Raw genomic sequence first — 19,525 nt, 5'->3', positions numbered from 1 at the left:
ATGACAAACAAAAGCATGTCCATTGTGGCTTACATCACTATTATTGGTTGGATCATATCTTATCTTGAATATAAAAAGCGCGTTGATAAAAGTCCTTTGGTTAATTATCACCTTGGGCAGTCGCTCGGCCTCATTATTTTATCAGTCATCCTGGGAGTTGCTCTCGCGGTATTAGCAGCTATTATACCGGCCCTTTCGGTTGTATCGCTGGTTATCAGTGCCCTTACGTTTGTATTGCTGCTGCTGGGTATTATAACCGCCAATAATGAAGCTATTAAACCCTTGCCGGTGGTGGGTAAATTGTTTGAAGGCAAATTTGATTTCTCCAAATAATTCTCATACAAAGGCAAGCAAACGGCGATGTCCGGAAAGTCATTTTTACCTTTTACCTGTCACTATATTTTAATTAACGAACCCGGACCGCCAACAAATGTCGGCTTTCCGGGTTTAAATCAATTCAACAGGCTTTATGCTGCTACAATCATCACAGGTGCCTCCGGAGGGTGCTGAAGAGCTTTTAATTATTAACCTGATTTACCAGGGCCGTTACGCCGAAGCATACCTGCTTTTAAAAACGGAAACGCCCCAGCGGCCGGCAGGTATGTTTAACCTGGCTTTATGTTTTTACTGGCTTGGCAGCTATCGTGAAACACTGGTATGCCTTGATAAGGCCCGGATGTTAATGCCGATTGATCAGGGCGGGATGAGCCTTAACAGCGATAATTTTTACAAAGCCATCAGGGAAAAGCAAAATCTTGCAGATGAATACAAACTGCCTCTTACGTCAAAATATATTGCCTTGTTTACTGAGTTGGCGAAGGATAATATCACGCGGATTAAAACAGATTGCTGGCTGCAGCTTGAAGTATATCAAAAGGTTATTGAGATTGCTACCCCCATTGCGCACAAAAATTATAAAAACATTGCCGATGCGCTGCAGATAGCTAAAGAAAGAATTTAAATATGACAAACGAATTTAACCAGATCAGGGATGCCTATCATCGTAACATGTTTAATCCGGCGCCCAATGCCATTGATGTGATGGGCATGTATAAGGATTTAACCGATATTAATATTGTAAATGAGCAGGAAGAAAACCTGTTCCACCTTGCAGCCCGTTTTACCGATCCGGAAGCCATCCGGTTTTTAGCTGGTGCGGGTTTGAAACCCGCGGCCGACAAATACGGCAACACGGCTTTGCACGCACTCACTGGCACCAGGTTTGATTTGCAGGGTACTTCACCTGAGGATAAGGCGAAGAAAATATTTGATACCGCCACTGCGCTGCTGGAACTCGGTATCAACCCTAAAAAGAAGAACGATTCGGGCAAGTTAGCCTATTTTGAGGCCGGCCAGTTATATATGTACCCTTTTATCGAGGCTATGGGCAATGCCGGCGTAAAGATGGATGCAACGGAATCGGAGGGGAAAAATCTTTTACATGTTATCTGTGATAAACTCGTCCATCGCAAAACCATACCCGGAGCCATAGATGCAGCAACAAAAACTGTAAAGATATTGATAGAAAACAGCGGCATTGATACAGAAGATAAAGACATATTTGATACAACGCCCCTTACTTACGCGCAACGCAGCGGGGTAAAGGAAATAGCTGCACTGCTATCGGGCGATGAAACCGACATAGCTACCGGAGGGATGAGCATTCATGAAGCTGTATTGAACCGTGACTTCACAGCCGTGGAAGCACTTATCAAAGCCGGTGCAGACCTGGATGATTTTTCTGATCAGTACAAACGCACACCTTTAATGCTGGCCTGCGAGTATCCCTCAGAGCCAATGGTCCGTTTACTGGCCGAAGGTGGCGGAGATGTGAATTTCAGGACAGGTAATGGTGATACCGCTGTTTTTATACTGCTTACAAAGGCCGTGAGTAATTTTGGAAGGGGCATGAGCCGCGACCTGAAAGATATTGTGAAAATGCTGCGCATATTGATCAGGCACGGACTTGATCTTGACGCAGCGGTAAATAACGATGGTGATACTGCTTTAAACATAGTATGCCAGGCCGGTTACCTGGCCGATTTAAATATTGTACTGGCAGAAGAATTGGTTGAAGCTGGCTGCGATATTAATAAACCTAACGTTTGGGGCAAAACACCGCTGATGAATTTTGCACAAAAAGGAAATGAAATTAAATACAATATTGCCGAACTGCTGCTTGACAATAATGCCGATACCACCTACGCCGATAAAACCGGTAACACCGCATTGATGTACGCTGCTGCAAATGGTGATAAAATGTCGGGCAAAAAGATAGTTTCGTTGTTGTTGGATAAAGACAGATCGACGATTGAAAATGTAAATAATGCCGGTCAAACAGCGGTTGATGTAGCAGTTCAGCATAATAACGAAGCTGTTGTTAAACTGATGCTTGCATAGCCTGTAATAAATAGATATCTATGGATAATATGTTTTTAAACGCGTGTAAAAACGCACAAAAAGGGATAGTGCAAACATTCCTGAAAAAGGGAGGGATTAATGTTGACAAACGCGATAGCCTGGGCAATACACCCTTATATTATGTATGCTTAAAAAGTGCAAGGGATATTGCCAAAATGCTTATAGATGCCGGCGCCGATGTTAACCTGGGCAATAACCTAAGCGAAACACCCCTGCATTGTGCATCGCGCAGCGGCAGTAAAGACCTGATTAAATTATTAACTGATGCCGGTGCCGATGTGAATGCCGGTAATAACCACGGGCAAACACCTCTTTTTTATGCTGTACTTGCGGGTAAAACAGAAACCTCGCTTTACCTGATCTCATTAGGCGCCGATATCGCCGTTAAAGACAATGCCGGTTACAGTTTGCTCGATCACGCTACTGCCAACGGTATGCGCGACCTGGTTGCAAAATTGTCGGCCGGTGAAACCGCGCAAAGAGATGACAACGGCAACACGCCGCTTCACCAGGCGGTTTATAATAACCATAGCGAAACGATAAGCGCCTTGCTCAAGTCGGGCATATGGGATGTAAACGGATTAAATAACGACGGCGTTAGTCCGCTGATATTTGCAGTTAATAACTCCAATATACACGTAGCCGGACTGTTGATTAAAAATGGCGCCGATGTTAACCTGCATGTACAGAATGGTAATTCGGCACTGCACTACGCGGCGGGTATGGGCAACTATCATCTTGGCAAAATGTTGCTTGAGGCAGGGGCCGAGATCAACTCGCGCAACAGCTTTAGCGAAACTCCGCTTATCCTGGCAGCACAGTGCGGATTTAATGATTTTACAGCTTTTTTAATAGAAAACAACGCTGATGTAAACGCTGTAGATAATAACGGCCGGCACGCTATGGATTTTGCCAGTGAGCGCGGTTATACCGAAATACTGGAACAACTGTTAATGGCGGGTGCCGAAAGCCGGTAATAAAACAATACTGGTTTATGAAGAGTGCCTGCCGCAATATATGGAAACGGCAGGCATTTATTTTATTGAAACCTTTTAACCATACTTAATCAAGCAATGTCCAGGTACGTTTAGTTTGAATGGTTTGTATGGCTTGCTGCTCGGCAACTACAATGTTCTCTTTGCGTTGGCCTATGTATTCTAATGTACTAAGCTTATTCCACAGGGCAACAATTACCCGCATAAATTCATCAATCGCTGTCATTGACGAGTTTATCTCATGATGATTATAAACTATTTCGATTAAACGGGCTAAAAGCTCTTCAAAGTTACCGGGTGTTACATCCTTCCATTCATAAAAATATTTAAGCAATTCTTCCCTTTCTGCTCCCGGCATGCTTTTAACGGTACTGAAAAACAGATGTGCCATTTCTGAAAAGCAGGAAACCAGTTGGATAGGCGGCTGAAGATAGATCAGGTTTCGGTATGAAAAATAGATCCTCGCGATATAATCAAGCATTTTATCGCACAGCAGCTTCACATTTTTACCGATGGTAGATACCGAATCTTTCGAGGTGATCTTGTCAATAATACGGAACGAAAGCAGCTGAAGGTTGTTGATCTGTGCCCCAAAGTTTTCATAATAGGTCATGAGGCCGGCATGGCTTATCAGCGCGGTACATGGCGGGATATAGGTTACATTGGCCTGAAAGGAGCTTCCGCTTCGTACAAATTTACCAACCTCCATAAAATGCGCCCCGATGCTGTTCAGTTGTGACGCCGGCAAAACAGTGATACTGTAATGTTTGCTGATATCAGGATAGCGGATGGGCTGTTCTTCCGGGTCGGGTGTGCCTGAGGGTACACGTTCAAAGGGGTTTACGGTAAGCAGCACATAATAGGTTTCTGATGCTTCATTGATAGTTTCCTGGCCAAAATAATGGCTAAATGTTAACGGTTGTTCGGCACGGGTAATATCAATCCTGAAACCTTCGGCAGTAATGGCGTTACACTGGTTTAAAGTTACCTGCACCTGGCCTGATGCCCGTTCGGTGATCTGGATATCCAGCGATGAGCTTTGCCCTTGTGCGGGTGGAAGCAGCCCGAAATTATTATTGTTGAGCGGCAGCGAATTGGCATCGCGTACTATATCATGAATAAAATTATCAGTATTAACAAAATGTGCGCTGGAAATTTTCATTCCATCTATCCAGTTCACAGGTTTATGTTTTAGTGGGCTGATCATGTTTTTTTGTTTTAATCAAGTTTACAGGTAAATGGCCTGATCACCGGTACGGGCGGGTTCACTTACCACTTCCGATACACGTTTGGCAAATATGGTTACCGATTCGGTTATCCGGTTTTCTGTAATATTAAGGTCCGGGTCGATAAAGTGGCGTTGCTTAAAAAACGACGGCTTAATATAAAAGATCCACTTATAGCTTTCATTATTATTAAGCTTATACTGCACCGTTGATTTTGGAAATTTAAGATTATAATCATCAATAAACTTTTGAAACCACTGGCCAAAGTTCATATTTGGCGGTGCTTTGGCCTTTACTTTAAGCGGTTCAGGATCATCGGTGCTTTTATACAGCTCGAGCTCGAGCACCATCAGCCTGTCAAAATCCAGGTGTTCCATGCTGATCTCTTCAGGCGTACGGGGATATTGCCAAACCTTGTAAATTTCGAGCGGAATACTTAAAAAGGCGATGTACCCCCACCAAAAAACCGGCGGTAATAAAAATATTAGGATACTGGTTGAGGCCCACAGGCCATATTGCATATCATTAAGCCAATTAAATGCCAGCTTGAAAAGAAACATCCCCAGCAAGCATGATATTAAAGAAGCCACGAGGAAAAACCATTTTTTATCAAGAAACTGATCTTCATGGTATTTGCCTGCAAGCCAGGTGTAAAATACACCCATACCTAAATATATCAGTTGGCAAAATAAGTACCCCCACGGCATAAACTGCATACCTAAAAAGCCCAAAAAACCCGGAACTCCCAATATAACAGCCGTTAAAAGTAAAGTGATGATAAGGCGCCTGTTGCTTAGGTATTTGTTTTTCTTGTTCACCACCGACATGATCAGCGCGGCAATGAAGAACAGGACAGGAGCTATCAGATAACTTATAAAAAACGATTTAAGGTTCATGAGTATTAAATATGTAGGCCGGGCAGCTATCTTATATAAATTTCAATTTAGTATAATCAATTACCGATAATATTGGTTATTGTTTTGGATAGCATCAATTATTTAAATCACAAATGAGAATAAAAAAGCCTAATCAAATTGATACCGACTTTAAAGCGGCAGCTATAGCGGCCGAAATTATTGAAAATGAAATGGTTAGTACCGGTGATGTAATGATACTGCCCAAAGGCCCTAAAAAGCGTGCCTATGATAAGGAGATAGCAGGCATAACCGTTGATAAAAAAAGTGAAGATAAAAAACAAGTAACCACCATTTGGGTTAACCGCGATGGCTTTTATGATATGCTGCCCGAGGGATTGTTTCACCGGCCGCCTGCTTCGAGTGTGATGATCACCGAGGAGGACATGATCAAAGATATTAAAGCCCGCCGCGAAGAAGAAAAACAAACCCGCCGCTTTTTTGCCCCATTTGAGGCCGAGCTTAACTATTTCAGAACACTGGTCGAACTTTATGAAAACCGGCTCGACAAAAAAAATGAATACGATGAGCTGATCAATATATTTTTAACGGAATGGCAGGAGTTTGAGTGTTTTACAAAAAAGCAGATGCTTATTTTAATACATGTTTTACCTGTAATACATGAGCAGCGCAATAATATAAATTTTGTAAGCAGTATCATTAATATGATGTTCAATGTACCTTTATCATTGCATTACAAAACGGTATACCCGAAGCAAAAAAACAATACCATTATAAATGGCGGAACAGCCCTTGGCGCCGGTACTTTAGGCGTAAACTTTATTGCCGGTCAGGTTATTGAGGCCGAGCGAAAATTAATCATGAACATAGGCCCGGTGAGCGCCACCCGGATGCTGGAGTTTTTGCCCGGCACATCTGCTGCAAAAGCTATTGATGTATTATTATCCTACTTTATACCTTTAGGCACCGAAGTGCAATTGAACCTTCTTGCCGATCCTGCCTCGCAAAAATTGGTTATCGGCGGAGCAGGGGCCAATGCTACGCTTGGTTATACTACTTATTTGGGGTGATGATGATACGAATCTCATTTTTACACCCCGGAGTGTGTTTGAAATGACTTTCATATATAATTACCTCTTCGCCTGCTTCAACAGCCAGTGGGCGACATCATTCACTGCCTTGTCATTCTCATACCCGGCAGGCAACCTGCCGTTCACATATTCATTATAAAGCCACGGATCGCCAACAGCTATTACTGTCCCCTTACCGTATTTGGCAGATGCTATGATCGTAGCACCATCTTTGTTTTTAAGCACAGGTACAGCAGTCCCCGTTAAACCTATCGAACAGGCATCTTTAATAAAAACCTTAGTAGCTGTTTTCAATACCGGATTGTTTTTTACATACACAGCACCATCCTCAAAATGAGCATCATCAATTACATGGTTTTGCAGATCGTTATTGAAATGCATCCCGAATTTTGCAGCAAGGTTATTGAAATGAGGCAGCTCCACATTAACGCTGTCGTTAGCCATCAGCAGCAGCACACCACCTTTTTTTACCCAGGCAGCAATTTGCTCAATATCATCTTCCTGGATATAGTTTGGGTTCGGGCTCTCCTTTTTAGTATCAGGGTCAACAATGATATAAACAGATGAACCTGTCAGGTTTTCCAATGTAGGCGCTGTGCCAAGGGTATCCAGCTTAGCGCCGCGGCGTGTAAAAGCCTCGCCAAAAATCTTGAAACCGTTGTTGTCCGTTTCATCCCACAGATAATGAAAGCGTTCCGGTTGCCCGTTTACGCCCTTGTGCACCTCGTGGTTAAAATAATAATCGAGTGTTACAGTTTGGCCGCTTGCGGCAAAGCCGGCAAGGATAAATAGCGTGATGAGCGATAATCTTAGTTTCATAGTAGGTTTATTATTTGGTTAGCCTGTGGTAGGTGTTATCACCATACATTTTAACTTTTTAATCTATTTTCCAGGTGTTCAATTTTTTTAGGTGTAAACACTTTCGCTTGTTTTCAAAAAAAAACACTGATAATCAATAAGTTAACTTTATCGACAATTACCTTTTTAGCAAAAATGAACACATGTCCATTGATAATCAACAAGTTAATATTTTACAAGATCAAAAATTGAACACCTTGTTTTTTAGAAAATTGAACACTTTGTTTGTGCCCAATTTTACAGCCATATATCTCGGCGGTCATGCTGAGTGATTTAAATCCGGGGCCTTTGAAGGTTAGATGACAAAGAGCACCTGTCATACTGAGCCCGTCGAAGACTCGTGCGCAGAGGCCTGCCCGCCATACTTCGACGGGCTCAGTATGACACCCATTTTTTTCGTTGTCATGGGTAACTTGTTTCAGCACCCCACCCGCCAAGTAACTGTCATGTATGAAGCTGACCTTAACAATGGGATCCGAAATAAATTCGGGATGACCTTAGTTATATTATTCCCCTAAACTCCTCCAAAAATCGAGAACCCGCCATCAACGCAGATCATCGAACCGGTTACAAATACCGAGGCATCGCTCAGCAACCATACCAGTGCTCCTTTAAGTTCATCGGCATGGCCAAAGCGTTTAAACGGCGTTTGTTTGATCACCAGTTCGCCTCTTTGGGTATAACCGCCTTCGGGTTTGGTGAGCAGGTAACGGTTTTGTTCTGTAAGGAAAAAACCCGGTGCCAATGCGTTCATCCTTATTGCATCACCATAACGGTTAGCCAGCTCAACCGCAAACCATTGGTTATAGCAATCAACAGCGGCCTTACCCATATTGTATCCTAACACTTTGGTTATGGCGCGTTTTGAATTCATTGACGATATATTAACAATGCTGCCTCTACCTGTTTTGGCAATGGCTTCGCCGAAAACCTGTGTAGGGATCAATGTACCCCAAAGGTTCAGCTCCATTACTTTTTTCATGCCATCGATGTTCATTTTAAAAATATCCTCGTCGGGCTGCAAAACCCCCTCGGGCATGTTGCCGCCCGCACCGTTCACCAGGCCATCTATCCTGCCAAAAGCTGCCAGCAATTTATCTTTGGCGGCTACCAGTTCGGCCTCGTTCATTACATCGGCTACCAGTGCTATGGCTTTGCCCCCGGCTGCATTTATCGCGTTTGCGCGTTCTTCTGCTACCTGGGCATTACGGCCAAGAATGCCTACCGCGCCCCCCGCCTCAACAATACCATCTATAAATGCTTTGCCTAATATGCCTGTTCCGCCGGTTACTACAATTACTTTTCCGGCTAATGAAAATTGATTCTCCACTTAAACTATATTTTTAAGGTTGATGTATAATTATTTCAGATCTGTTATAGCTATGGCGTCCATATCGGTGTAATCGAGGTTTTCGCCTGCCATACCCCAAATAAAGCTGTAATTTGCCGTACCGCTGCCCGAGTGGATGCTCCACGGCGGCGATACCACAGCATCATAATTATCCATGGTGATATGCCTTGTTTCCTGTCCTTCGCCCATGTAATGAAAAATCTTTTGGCCTGCCGGTACGTCGAAATAAAAATATGCCTCCATACGCCTGTCGTGCACGTGGGCCGGCATGGTATTCCAAACACTGCCTTCATGTAATATGGTAAGGCCCATTACCAGCTGGCAGCTCCGTACACCTTCCAGGTGGATATATTTATTGATAGTGCGTTTGTTTGCCGTTGCTACCGAACCCAACTCAACCTTAACTGCATCGGCGTGGGTAAGCAGGGTTGTTGGGTATACCGCGTGTGCCGGTGATGACAGCAGGTAAAATACAGCCGGCACTGATGGATCGGCAGTTTCAAAAGTCACGTTTTTGGTTCCTTTACCAATGTACAGGCAATCAAGCTTATTCATTTCAAAGGCTTGTCCGTCGGCTCTTACTACACCGGCACCGGCTACGTTAATGATCCCAATCTCGCGGCGCTCTAAAAAATATCCGGCGCGCAGGTTCGGGTAATTTGGCAGCTCAAGTGTTTTACTTACCGGGTTGGCCATACCTACAATCATCCTGTCGTAATGGGTGTAGGTGCAATTGATCTGATCGGGCTGAACCTGTTTATCTATCAAAAATCTTTCGCGTATGGTAGTGGTATCGTAGCTTTTAAAATCCGTTGGGTGGACGCTGTGTATTGTTTTCAAAGCAAATGTTGTTTTAGAAAATCTTTTGTTAATAAATACAATTCTACAATCTTATAAACGATTTCAAAAGCCATTTAAGCCTTATTTTCACTCCAACGTTATAGTGATAACACGATTACTAAACCATTTAAAAGCTAAACTATAACGTTAAAGTAAATATTTAACAGATCATATATCATTTTAATTAATTAAGCTTGTATTATTGGTACATAATGAGCTGCCGAACCAGGGCAACGCCAATTCAATAACCGGTAAACTAATAAACTATGAAACAATTAGCAGCCTATAAAAACATCGCGCTACTAACCGTCTTTTTACTTATTGCAGGCATTGCTAATGCCCAGCAGCAGGAGCTTACAGCTAAAAGCGCAAAAACATGGGTAAAAAGCCGCATTTGGGCTAATGGGTTAAAGCTTAAATTAAACTCATCAACCAATAACCTCGAATTTGCGAAACAATATGCCGCCAATAAAGCGGTATGGGATAAGGCTTTTGAATTTCTGCGCGAACGCAATCTTGATCAGATAGCTCCCGGCAAATATCCTATAGATGGCGATAATGTTTATGCATCCGTTACTGAAGGCCCTTCCAAAGAGTTTGAACAATCGGCCTGGGAATCGCACCAAAACTATATCGACCTGCAATATGTGATCAAAGGCAAGGAAAAGATCGGTGTCGCCCCTATTGAAAGCCTTACCGTTACTAAACCCTATGACCCGGCTAAAGACGGTGCCAACTACAGCGGCGAGGGTAAATACTACACCGCCACTCCCAACGAATTTTTCCTGTTTTTCCCCAGTGATGGCCACCGCCCTAATATCAAGGTTGATGGTTATGATAAGGTGAAGAAATTGGTTATTAAGATAAAAGTGGTGAAGTAAATTTTTTCATGTCATTGCGAGGAGGAACGACGAAGCAATCGCATGCTATACAGAGCGGCCCTGCTTCCGTGCGATTGCCGCGCTACGCTCGCAATGACATTTTTTTCACCTACACCTGCACCGTTTTCACCAGCTTTCGCACATCAAATCCCTGATTGGCAGCCTGTACTACCAACTGATTATAGATCCGTTCATCAAGTGTTGAACGGCGGCTCAGGATCCATAAGTAATTTCTATTCGGGTGCCCTACCATGGCATAGCTGTAATCATCAGCCAAAGCAATGATCCAGTATTTACCTTTAAATGGCCACTGAAATTGTACTTCCAACTTTGCGTTACTTGTTTTATCAGCAACAACAGCACTGCCCTCAGCAATTTTTATCTTATTATCTTTTATACAACGGTTTTTAACAATGATACTACCATCTTTTGCTAAACCATAGGCTGCCGAAGTAAAAGTGCAACCCGACTCAAACCATTGCGGGAAAGCGGCAATTTCAAACCAGGAACCAACATATTTTTTCAAATCGACATAAGGAACAGTTTCAAGCGGTTTGCAGCGGGTTGCCTGTAAAGCTAAAGCAGTTAAACCTAATGCTACAGAGGTTGCAATGATCTCTTTCTTCATAAACCAATAACGCCTGTTATGCCCAAAAAGTTTAAAACAAAAGCATATTAACGACAGCCAAACGCCATATCATTATTTAATTACCTTTGCGCCAAAGCATTATTTTTATAACATGCCCGGTAAAACAAAGATCAGTATTTTAGGCTGCGGCTGGTACGGCAGCGCATTGGCTAAAGCGTTAATTGCCGATGGCATGCAGGTAAAAGGCTCAACCACTTCTACCGCAAAAATGGATAACCTGGCTGCATTGGGCATCCGGCCCTATGTAGTTAACTTTTCGCCGGGTGAGGAAATATATGATGCCGATTTTTTTGATTGCGATGTTTTGTGGATAGCCATTCCGCCCAAAAGCCGCAGCGGTGAGGGTGATATTTTTTCACAGAAGGTTAAAGGCATTATCCATGCCATAAAAAGGTTTGCTATACAGCAAGTGATTTTCGTCAGTTCCACCGGGGTTTATGCCGATAACAACAGGCACGTGAATGAACAAACCGATCCACAGCCCAATACGGAAGCCGGCAGGATATTATTTGAAGCTGAGAACCTTTTCCGTGCTGAAGATAGCTTTAAAACAACCATCATCCGTTTTGCAGGATTGATTGGCCCCGGACGCGATCCCGGCAGGTTTTTCGCGGGTAAAAAGGAGATTCCTAATGGTGACGCGCCAGTAAACCTCATCCATCTTGATGATTGCATCGGCATCAGTAAGACAATATTGGCTAAGCAGGCTTTCGGCTATCTGTTTAACGGCTGCTCCCCTAAGCACCCTGCTAAGGCTGATTTTTACACACAGGCTGCTCTTGATTCAGGCTTTGAAAAACCGGAGTTTATCAGGGAGTTGAAGGAATGGAAAGTTGCGGAGAGTATAAACGTTGGACCGGTATTAGCTTATCAATACCAGGTCTTGATTTAATGACGCAGGTTTAAGCGTCTACGCTTGAACCATCTCAAAGCGTGAGCGTCCACGCTCACATCTAACAAATGGTAAGCGTGGACGCTTGAACTCAAAAGCCTTAAAACACCGGCGCTTTCGCCTTATCACCCATCACAAATACCAGCTTCCCCCCTTTCATAATATCCTTATGTGTAATATATTCTTTGGGGTAAGGTTTACCATTTAAGCTGATGTTTTGCACATATTTATTCTCTTCGGATAGCCCCTTTGCTTCTATCACAAAACTTTTGCCGCCAGGTAAAGCAATGCTAACCCTATCTAATAGCGGCGCACCAAAAACATAACGGCCATCTGCCGGATTAACGGGATAAAAACCCATAGCAGTAAAGATATACCAGGCCGACATTTGTCCGCAGTCATCATTGCCAGAGAGGCCATCGGGTTTGTTTATATAAAACTGGTCGGCAATTTGCCTTACCAGTTCCTGGGTTTTGGCAGGGTTCCCGGCAAGCGTGTACAAATAAGCCACATGATGGTTAGGTTCGTTGCCATGTGCATACTGGCCTATTAACCCGGTAACATCAAGCGTTGAGCCTTTTCCAAACACTTTTGAATCCATAGTAAACAATGAATCCAGCTTGCCCGAAAATGCTTTTTTGCCGCCCATGAGTTTAATCAAACCCGGAATATCATGCTGAACCTGCCAGGTATATTGCCAGGCATTGCCTTCGGTATAGTCACCACCAATGGCCAGTTGGCCACTATCTAAATTGGCAAAAGGCTGTATCCATTCGCCGTTTGATTTTCGGCCACGCATCAAACGCGTGCTTTTATCAAACAGGCTATTATAAAACAGAGATCGTTTGATGAAATAATTGTAGTCACTTTGTTTGTTCAGCGCCTTGGCTAATTGAGCGGCGCACCAATCGTCGTAAGCGGCCTCCAGTGTACGGGAAACAGCTTCGCGTTTTACAGTATCTGATGGCAGGTAGCCATAACGCAGATATAGGCTCCAATCGTATTTTGGATTTTTATTATGTGTGAGCGTGTTTTTAATGGCAGCAAATGCCTTTTGCCGATCAAAACCTTTAATCCCTTTCAGCGCGGCATCTACAATTACCGGTACGGCATGGTTACCGATCATGGCGTAGCTTTCCTTACCCCACAGCGTCCAGATTGGCAGCATACCTGCCACGCCGTTGTGTTGTAACATGCTCTCTACCATTTGCCCGTCTTTTTCAGGACAAATAATAGTATACAGTGGATGGGCGGCCCTGTAAGTATCCCATAATGAAAGCGTAGAATAGAAAACTTTATCAGCGGATCGGTGCACCAGGCTGTCGGCTCCGCGATATTGACCGTCGACATCCGCAATGTTGTTAGGCTGGATCAAGGCGTGGTACAGGCTGGTATAAAATGCTATTTTCTCTTTTTTGCTGCCTTCGCCTTTAAGTTTACCAAGATTATTTTCCCATGTACGGGCTGCTTCCGTTTTTACCTGTTCAAATGTTTTGTGCTGTGTTTCGGCCAGCAGGTTTTTACGCGCACCGGCAATACTTACGCCCGATACCCCAACTTTAGCTTCAATAGTTTCACCGGGTTTCAGATCGAAATCCAATATTAAGCGGCGTTTATTATCGCCATCAATAAAATGCTGTCCGGTAAACGGGCGGTTAAAAACAGCCGTGAAATATACTTTTTTATCTACCCATTGGCTGGTGAAGGCATAACCACTGATAGTTATTTTGCTATTGATAGTGATCTCCCCGTCAGAAACATGCTCAGCCAATTGCTCCGGGCTATCAACCAGTCCGCTTTGCATATCAACAAGCAAATGTGCTTTACCGGCTTTTGTAAAAGTATACCGGTGCAAACCAGTATGGGCAGAAGCAGTTAGTTGAGCCTTAATATTGTTATCGCCCAAAATCACTTCATAATAACCGGGAGATGCTTTTTCTTCCTGATGAGAAAATTTGCTTTGAAACTTTTGAGGTTGATCGCCCTGAAAGGGAAAAAACAGCACATCTCCTAAATCAACACCACCTGTACCGCTTAAATGGGTATGCGCGAAACCGGTGATCACGTTATCTTCATAACGATATCCCGAGCAGTAGTTCCAACCAAAATTCCCGGTCTCAGGACTAAGCTGAACCATACCAAAAGGCACCGTAGCGCCCGGAAAGGTATGCCCTGTTGCGGAAGTGCCAATGAAGGTGTTTACGTATTTATTATACGATTGCGCATTAACCTCAACAGCCAAAGTCAACACTAATAAAACGGCAATCAGCTTTTTCATGACCTTTTACTATTTATATTCAATTGTCTTTTTTAACACAACATCTTCGGCCGAGCGTGCTATCATCACATCAAATGTACCGGGTTCGGTTACCTGTTTCATTTGATTATTCCAGATAGCGATATCTTCGGGCTTTACCGTAAACTTTACCGTTTTGGTTTCGCCGGGTTTAAGACTGATCTTGTCAAAACCCTTGAGGGCCATTACAGGCGTAGTTACCGAATTTAACTTATTGCCCAGGTACATTTGTACCACTTCCTTACCGGCCATGCTGCCGCTGTTGGTTACATCTACCGAAACCGTTATAGTCTCATTTTTTCCGAACGAAGCTGCCGATACCTGCAGATTACTGTATTTAAATGAAGTATAGCTCAATCCATAACCAAAGGGGAACAGCGCATCCGGCGATGAAAAAACATAGTCTTGTCCCGGTTTTTCGGTTGAACCCGGATTGTGATAAAAACCTTTGTTGGATGCCACATGATTATAAAAAACCGGGATATGCCCGGTTGACTGCGGGATAGATACCGTAAGCCTGCCTGATGGGTTTACCTTGCCGAACAGGATGTTGGCAATGGCATTGCCTCCCCTTTCGCCGGGATACCAGGCCTCCACAATAGCCGGGATATTCTCTTTTTCCCAGCTGATGCTTTGCGGTCGGCCGTGTACCAGTACCAAAACTACAGGTTTACCTGTTTTATAAACAGCCTGCAACAGTTCACGTTGTACACCATCGGGATCGATGTTGGTTACATCATAGCCTTCGCCGCAGGTGAATGGGTCTTTAGGCTCGCTTTCGGGTGCATGCCCGTTCCAGCCAACACCGGAGAATACCACACTGGTGGTGCCCAATACTACTATGACGGCATCGCTGTTTTTTGCTGCTGTGATGGCTTCAGCAAAGCCGCTTTTGTCCGGGCCCGACAGGGCACAGCCTTTGGCATAGTTAATCTTAACTTTATTGCCCACCAATTGCTTAATGCCATTGAACACCGTTGTACCCGAACGGCTGTCGCGGGTTGAACTGTAATCGCCATACTGAACCTGGTTGGCATTGGGGCCGATAACCGCCAACGATTTCAGGCTGTTCATATTGAGCGGTAAAAGCCGTTTATCGTTTTTAAGCAGGATGATCGATTCCTCGGCTATCTGCTGCGACAGGGCGATATGATCAGGCGTGTGTACCCGTTTTTTTAGCGCTGATGTATCGGGCAATGCCTTTTCAAACAAACCTGCTTTAAATTTTATAGTAAGGATACGGGCAACAGCGCTATCAACCAACGCTTCTTTTACTTTTCCGCTTTTCACCAGGCCAATCAGTTTATTATATACGTCGGGGCTCGGCGCTTCCAGGTCAACCCCGGCGTTCAGGCCAATTGGAGCAGCGCCTTCGGCGTCCTTGGCAATATGATGAAAAGTGTATAAATGTTTTAAACCTTCATAGTCCGAAAAAACATAGCCTTTAAAACCCCACTCCTCCCGCAATATGGTTTGCAGCAGGAAATGGTTAGCATGTGCAGGCACGCCGTCAATTTCGTTGTAAGCCGGCATCACAGCGTAAATATTTGCATTTTGCACGGCATCTTTAAAAGGCGGCAAAAACATCGACCGTAGCTCCCTTTCCCCTACTGATGCCGGGGCTAAATTGATACCTGCCACGGGGATACTGTAGGCCGCGAAATGCTTGGCTGTACACATCACTTTGTTTTTACCAATACCGTTTATTGTTTGCGAAGGATCACCCTGCATCCCAATTACAAACGATGTACCCATCCTGCTTACGAGATATGGATCTTCGGCATAACATTCCTCATTACGGCCATAACGCGGGTCGCGGATGAGATCGAACAAAGGCGAAAGCGCCTGGTCAACTCCTGACGAGGACGCTTCATAAGCGATTACCGAACCCATTTTTTCAATCAGCGCCGGGTTCCAGGTGCTGCCCTGCGCTATAGCCTGTGGAAAGATGGTAGCGCCTGCTGCCAGTTGCCCATGCAGGCACTCGCCTATTTGTATAGGCGGGATACCAAGTCTTGTTTTTTCTTTAGCATATTTTTTTGCAGCGATTGAGCGTGATGCTACATCATTGATATTGGTAAAAGGGCTTTCGCAAACGCCATAAGCAATTGGGTTTTGCATCGAGCCTTTTAACGAGTTCATGCTCATCTGGCCCACCTTTTCTTCCAGCGTCATACGGCTTAGCAAGTCTTTCACGCGTACAGGCACAGGTGCCTTGGGGTCTTTATAAACCTGCGCGGCTGCGATGTTAATTACAAAAGCAAACGCGATCAGTAGGCATAATTTCTTTTGCATAGTATCCAGATATTTAATTTTCAAATGTAGAGACGCATCACATGCGTCTCCCACATGCAAAGCATCGTTGCTTGTCCTCCTCGCCGTTGTTGGTGTTGTCACCAACAACTTTTCATGCGGCATTTCAGAAAATAAAAATCATAGGAGTTGTTGGTGACAACACCAACAACGGCATATTTTCATCATGTTCCCTCAGGGTCTCTCGCAGAGGACCCTGAGGTTCTTTGCGTTCTAAACATTTACCAGGATATTCAGAACAGCGAACCGGCGTGGCGTAGACATCAGGGTCCTCTGCGAGAGACCCTGATGGGACGTTACATTTACCAGGATAAAGAGCATGTCATTGCGAGCGTAGCGCGGCAATCTCGTAGCCAATGCATGTCCGCTCTGTATAACTAGGAGATTGCTTCGTCGTTCCTCCTCGCAATTGTAAAGGTTATATAATTCTGTTACCGAATTATATAACCTTTACAGCAATGACATGGCTTTTTACACCAACAATTTCAACTGATCTGCATCTTCCGTACACCTATGGTGTTGTCACCAACAACGGCATAGAAACCGATTTTATCCCCTCAATGCATCAAATAAAACTTAGGATAAAGCTTTTCCCCTCCGGCTACCTTCAATTCTATCAGGGTTTGATTTTCGTTGGCTTTATCAGCCATGTAATGTCCGCTTAAAGCATAGATGCCTTTTTTCAAATGTAATAAAGCTTTTTGCGGTTCTACATAAGTATTCAGCCCGGGTTTAATTACCGGTACTTCATCCAAAAACAAAGCCGGGCTAACCTCAAAACCGGTAGTTAATTCATAATCCGCTTCCTTGTCTATTTTGATAAAACCTTTAATTTTAACCCAGTTGATAAAACCTTCGGTTGCAATTTTAACGGGTACAATCAGGCTTGTTTGGCCGGTTTCCGTTGGCTTTTCATTTTCCAGCTTATCTATATCGCGTTCCCTCGTTTTAAAAACCTCGTAAGCCATACCGGTTTTGAGGTTAGCAACTTTTTCATGTGCAGGCTTGAAATTCACCCGCCTGATGTTGGCCATTTGGCGAATGTGCTGATCATTCAATGTCCAGGTGGTGAAGGTTCTTAAACCGATACTGTCTTTTAAGGGTACATTAATGTTTACCGGGAAAGGTACAGCCGGGCTATTATTATCCGGCATTTTGCCGTTTAACGCGTACCGAACTTTAGCTCCTTTCAGCGGGTAGCTCAGCGTTAGTTTAAACCGGCTTTTATTGGTAATTACGTTGTCTACGCCGTTAATATCAGGCAGGCGGGCGTTGAAATCCCACAACTTAAACAGGCCGTACTGGTTTTTCATTTTCCAGCCGAAGCGCTCCAGGTTTTTTTCATTTTTCGGGCTCCAGGTGAGTTCGGCCACGGCGAGGGCACGGGGGTAAACCATGTATTGCAGGTGCTGTGCGTTGGGCACCTTTTCGTTCCAGATATTGCCCTGGGCACCTAAGATATACCCGGCTTCGGCATTGGTTAGTTCTTTCGACTGCGGCTCGTAGTTATAAACCATTTGCCAGGTAACCGGCGGGTTCCAGCCTATCGGTTCCAAATCTTCGTTAGCCTGCGGAGCATCAAAGTACATGTATGGCAGCGGCGTCATTACTACATGATGATGCATCCTGGCGGCAGCTATGCCCCCGGCTTCACCCTGCCAGCTCATTACTGTTGCGGATTCGGCAAGGCCACCCTCTAAAATCTCGTCCCAACCAACCAACTTCTTATTTTTCGACAGCAGGAACTTTTCTATCCGTTTAATAAAATAACTCTGCACTTCTTTTTCGCTTTTCAGGTGCTCACGTTTCATTAGGGCAACTGCTGTAGGGCTTTTAAGCCAGTCGGCCATCTCAGCCTCATCGCCGCCGATATGAATGTATTGGTTCGGGAATAGTGCTATCACTTCTGTCAGCACATCTTCCATAAATTTGAAAGTATATTCACTCGGGTCAAGCATCCGCACGCGGTGTTTAGCCCCTGTCGAATCCTGGCAGCCCAGTCGCGGGTAAGCAAAAATAGCAGCCTCGCTATGGCCCGGCATTTCAATTTCGGGCAGAATGGTCACAAATCTGTCCTGCGCATATTTAATCACATCCCTAATTTCATCCTTGGTATAAAACCCGTCGCGACCGTCATCTATCAGGTTGTCCAGCTTACGGAATTCGCCCCGTTTGGCATAGTAGCTGATCCTGGCGCCAACTTCGGTAAGGCGCGGATATTTATCAATCTGGATGCGCCAGCCTTCATCGTCGGTTAAGTGCCAATGAAACACATTCAGTTTGTAATGTGCCATTACGTCGATGTATTTTTTTACTTCGTCAACCGTAAAAAAATGGCGGCTTACATCAAGGCTTAGGCCACGCCAGCCAAAACGTGGCTGATCGGCTATGGTACAGGTAGTTACTTTTAGGGGTGCTGCTTTATCTGTCGGCAACAATTGAATTAGTGATTGTACCCCGTAAAAAACACCAGCCCCACTGCCGCTGATACTTACCGATGCAGGGTTTACATTCATGGTGTAGGCACTCTCAGCATTAGACCAAACATTGTTTAACCTGATGGCTGTTTTGGCAGGGATCTTTTCAAAAACTTTTACCGTTGTTTGCAGGCCGTAGTTTTGATTAAGGTAATCCTGCAGGTATTTGCCTATCGGTTCTGTCTCTTTATTAACCCCGATCACCGCATTGTTACTTAAAATAAAGCTGCCCTTCCCTGCTTTTAAACTCACCGGCTGCGGGATAATATTAAACTGTGCGTTTACCGTTATTGCCAATAAAAGCAGTGAGGTGAATAGTAAAATATGTTTAAAAGATAGCGTTTTCTTCATTTCGGTAGA

At 44.2% G+C, this 19,525-nt stretch carries 16 protein-coding genes; 7 read left to right on the top strand and 9 right to left on the bottom strand.

Annotated elements, in window-relative coordinates; all coding sequences use genetic code 11:
* The 4 genes from IEX80_RS11105 to IEX80_RS11090 all read left to right on the top strand — a co-directional run bounded on the left by IEX80_RS11105 (window position 1) and on the right by IEX80_RS11090 (window position 3,398).
* Window positions 1-333 carry a magnetosome magnetite crystal formation protein family gene (locus tag IEX80_RS11105; protein WP_188832926.1) on the top strand — a complete coding sequence of 111 codons (333 nt, stop codon included), beginning with the start codon at window positions 1-3 and terminating at the stop codon, window positions 331-333.
* A 136-nt stretch (window positions 334-469) separates the two neighbouring features.
* Window positions 470-961, top strand: coding sequence for a hypothetical protein (locus tag IEX80_RS11100; protein WP_188832925.1), 492 nt, complete (start codon window positions 470-472; stop codon window positions 959-961).
* 2 nt (window positions 962-963) lie between these two features.
* On the top strand, window positions 964-2,400 hold the full coding sequence (locus tag IEX80_RS11095) for an ankyrin repeat domain-containing protein (protein ID WP_188832924.1): 1,437 nt from the start codon (window positions 964-966) through the stop codon (window positions 2,398-2,400).
* Between the two features lie 20 nt (window positions 2,401-2,420).
* Window positions 2,421-3,398 (top strand): ankyrin repeat domain-containing protein, encoded by a 978-nt coding sequence (locus IEX80_RS11090; protein WP_188832923.1) that lies wholly within the window; start codon window positions 2,421-2,423, stop codon window positions 3,396-3,398.
* An 85-nt stretch (window positions 3,399-3,483) separates the two neighbouring features.
* Here the strand turns inward: IEX80_RS11090 and IEX80_RS11085 are convergent, their stop codons facing one another.
* Window positions 3,484-4,623: a hypothetical protein gene (locus IEX80_RS11085; protein WP_090531783.1), complete on the bottom strand. Its 1,140-nt coding sequence runs from the start codon at window positions 4,621-4,623 to the stop codon at window positions 3,484-3,486.
* 21 nt (window positions 4,624-4,644) lie between these two features.
* On the bottom strand, window positions 4,645-5,538 hold the full coding sequence (locus IEX80_RS11080) for a TssN family type VI secretion system protein (RefSeq protein ID WP_188832922.1): 894 nt from the start codon (window positions 5,536-5,538) through the stop codon (window positions 4,645-4,647).
* 113 nt (window positions 5,539-5,651) lie between these two features.
* Here IEX80_RS11080 and IEX80_RS11075 point away from each other — a divergent pair, with 113 nt between their 5' ends.
* Entirely contained in the window at window positions 5,652-6,587 is a 936-nt protein-coding gene (locus IEX80_RS11075) for a type VI secretion system baseplate subunit TssG (RefSeq protein ID WP_188832921.1), read from the top strand.
* 60 nt (window positions 6,588-6,647) lie between these two features.
* Here IEX80_RS11075 and IEX80_RS11070 read toward each other — a convergent pair whose 3' ends face one another.
* From IEX80_RS11070 to kduI, 3 genes are all read right to left on the bottom strand, one after another.
* Window positions 6,648-7,427: a DUF4350 domain-containing protein gene (locus IEX80_RS11070; RefSeq protein ID WP_188832920.1), complete on the bottom strand. Its 780-nt coding sequence runs from the start codon at window positions 7,425-7,427 to the stop codon at window positions 6,648-6,650.
* 553 nt (window positions 7,428-7,980) lie between these two features.
* Window positions 7,981-8,796 carry an SDR family oxidoreductase gene (locus IEX80_RS11065; protein ID WP_188832919.1) on the bottom strand — a complete coding sequence of 272 codons (816 nt, stop codon included), beginning with the start codon at window positions 8,794-8,796 and terminating at the stop codon, window positions 7,981-7,983.
* A 30-nt stretch (window positions 8,797-8,826) separates the two neighbouring features.
* A complete protein-coding gene (kduI, locus tag IEX80_RS11060) occupies window positions 8,827-9,657 on the bottom strand; it encodes a 5-dehydro-4-deoxy-D-glucuronate isomerase (RefSeq protein WP_188832918.1) in 831 nt (276 codons plus the stop codon).
* A 266-nt stretch (window positions 9,658-9,923) separates the two neighbouring features.
* Between kduI and IEX80_RS11055 the strand changes: the two genes are divergently transcribed.
* Window positions 9,924-10,538, top strand: a complete 615-nt coding sequence (locus IEX80_RS11055) for a NanQ anomerase/TabA/YiaL family protein (RefSeq protein WP_188832917.1) — start codon at window positions 9,924-9,926, stop codon at window positions 10,536-10,538.
* Between the two features lie 109 nt (window positions 10,539-10,647).
* Here the strand turns inward: IEX80_RS11055 and IEX80_RS11050 are convergent, their stop codons facing one another.
* Window positions 10,648-11,166, bottom strand: a complete 519-nt coding sequence (locus tag IEX80_RS11050; protein WP_090531797.1) for a lipocalin family protein — start codon at window positions 11,164-11,166, stop codon at window positions 10,648-10,650.
* A gap of 112 nt (window positions 11,167-11,278) precedes the next feature.
* Here IEX80_RS11050 and IEX80_RS11045 point away from each other — a divergent pair, with 112 nt between their 5' ends.
* The gene (locus tag IEX80_RS11045; RefSeq protein WP_090531799.1) at window positions 11,279-12,079 is read left to right on the top strand and encodes an SDR family oxidoreductase; all 801 of its coding nucleotides are present in this window, start codon (window positions 11,279-11,281) and stop codon (window positions 12,077-12,079) included.
* 100 nt (window positions 12,080-12,179) lie between these two features.
* On the opposite strand, the gene IEX80_RS11040 is transcribed toward IEX80_RS11045, so the two are convergent.
* From IEX80_RS11040 to IEX80_RS11030, 3 genes are all read right to left on the bottom strand, one after another.
* Window positions 12,180-14,357, bottom strand: a complete 2,178-nt coding sequence (locus IEX80_RS11040) for a GH92 family glycosyl hydrolase (protein ID WP_188832916.1) — start codon at window positions 14,355-14,357, stop codon at window positions 12,180-12,182.
* A 9-nt stretch (window positions 14,358-14,366) separates the two neighbouring features.
* Complete coding sequence (locus tag IEX80_RS11035) at window positions 14,367-16,670, bottom strand: glycoside hydrolase family 3 N-terminal domain-containing protein (protein ID WP_188832915.1); 2,304 nt, start codon at window positions 16,668-16,670, stop codon at window positions 14,367-14,369.
* A gap of 575 nt (window positions 16,671-17,245) precedes the next feature.
* Window positions 17,246-19,516: a beta-N-acetylhexosaminidase gene (locus IEX80_RS11030; RefSeq protein ID WP_188832914.1), complete on the bottom strand. Its 2,271-nt coding sequence runs from the start codon at window positions 19,514-19,516 to the stop codon at window positions 17,246-17,248.
* Window positions 19,517-19,525 lie beyond the last annotated feature (9 nt).

Origin of the sequence: Mucilaginibacter rubeus, from assembly GCF_014643835.1 — a bacterium.
GTDB lineage: Bacteria > Bacteroidota > Bacteroidia > Sphingobacteriales > Sphingobacteriaceae > Mucilaginibacter > Mucilaginibacter rubeus.
The sequence above is the reverse complement of the archived record's forward strand: the minus strand, read 5'-3'. Positions and strand labels throughout refer to the sequence as shown.

Excerpts from the sequence above, each read along its gene's own strand:
- IEX80_RS11105 (WP_188832926.1), top strand. The coding sequence starts at position 1 with ATGACAAACAAAAGCATGTCCATTGTGGCTTACATCACTATTATTGGT.
- IEX80_RS11100 (WP_188832925.1), top strand. The coding sequence starts at position 470 with ATGCTGCTACAATCATCACAGGTGCCTCCGGAGGGTGCTGAAGAGCTT.
- IEX80_RS11095 (WP_188832924.1), top strand. The coding sequence starts at position 964 with ATGACAAACGAATTTAACCAGATCAGGGATGCCTATCATCGTAACATG.
- IEX80_RS11090 (WP_188832923.1), top strand. The coding sequence starts at position 2,421 with ATGGATAATATGTTTTTAAACGCGTGTAAAAACGCACAAAAAGGGATA.
- IEX80_RS11085 (WP_090531783.1), bottom strand. The coding sequence starts at position 4,623 with ATGATCAGCCCACTAAAACATAAACCTGTGAACTGGATAGATGGAATG.
- IEX80_RS11080 (WP_188832922.1), bottom strand. The coding sequence starts at position 5,538 with ATGAACCTTAAATCGTTTTTTATAAGTTATCTGATAGCTCCTGTCCTG.
- IEX80_RS11075 (WP_188832921.1), top strand. The coding sequence starts at position 5,652 with ATGAGAATAAAAAAGCCTAATCAAATTGATACCGACTTTAAAGCGGCA.
- IEX80_RS11070 (WP_188832920.1), bottom strand. The coding sequence starts at position 7,427 with ATGAAACTAAGATTATCGCTCATCACGCTATTTATCCTTGCCGGCTTT.
- IEX80_RS11055 (WP_188832917.1), top strand. The coding sequence starts at position 9,924 with ATGAAACAATTAGCAGCCTATAAAAACATCGCGCTACTAACCGTCTTT.
- IEX80_RS11050 (WP_090531797.1), bottom strand. The coding sequence starts at position 11,166 with ATGAAGAAAGAGATCATTGCAACCTCTGTAGCATTAGGTTTAACTGCT.
- IEX80_RS11045 (WP_090531799.1), top strand. The coding sequence starts at position 11,279 with ATGCCCGGTAAAACAAAGATCAGTATTTTAGGCTGCGGCTGGTACGGC.
- IEX80_RS11040 (WP_188832916.1), bottom strand. The coding sequence starts at position 14,357 with ATGAAAAAGCTGATTGCCGTTTTATTAGTGTTGACTTTGGCTGTTGAG.
- IEX80_RS11035 (WP_188832915.1), bottom strand. The coding sequence starts at position 16,670 with ATGCAAAAGAAATTATGCCTACTGATCGCGTTTGCTTTTGTAATTAAC.
- IEX80_RS11030 (WP_188832914.1), bottom strand. The coding sequence starts at position 19,516 with ATGAAGAAAACGCTATCTTTTAAACATATTTTACTATTCACCTCACTG.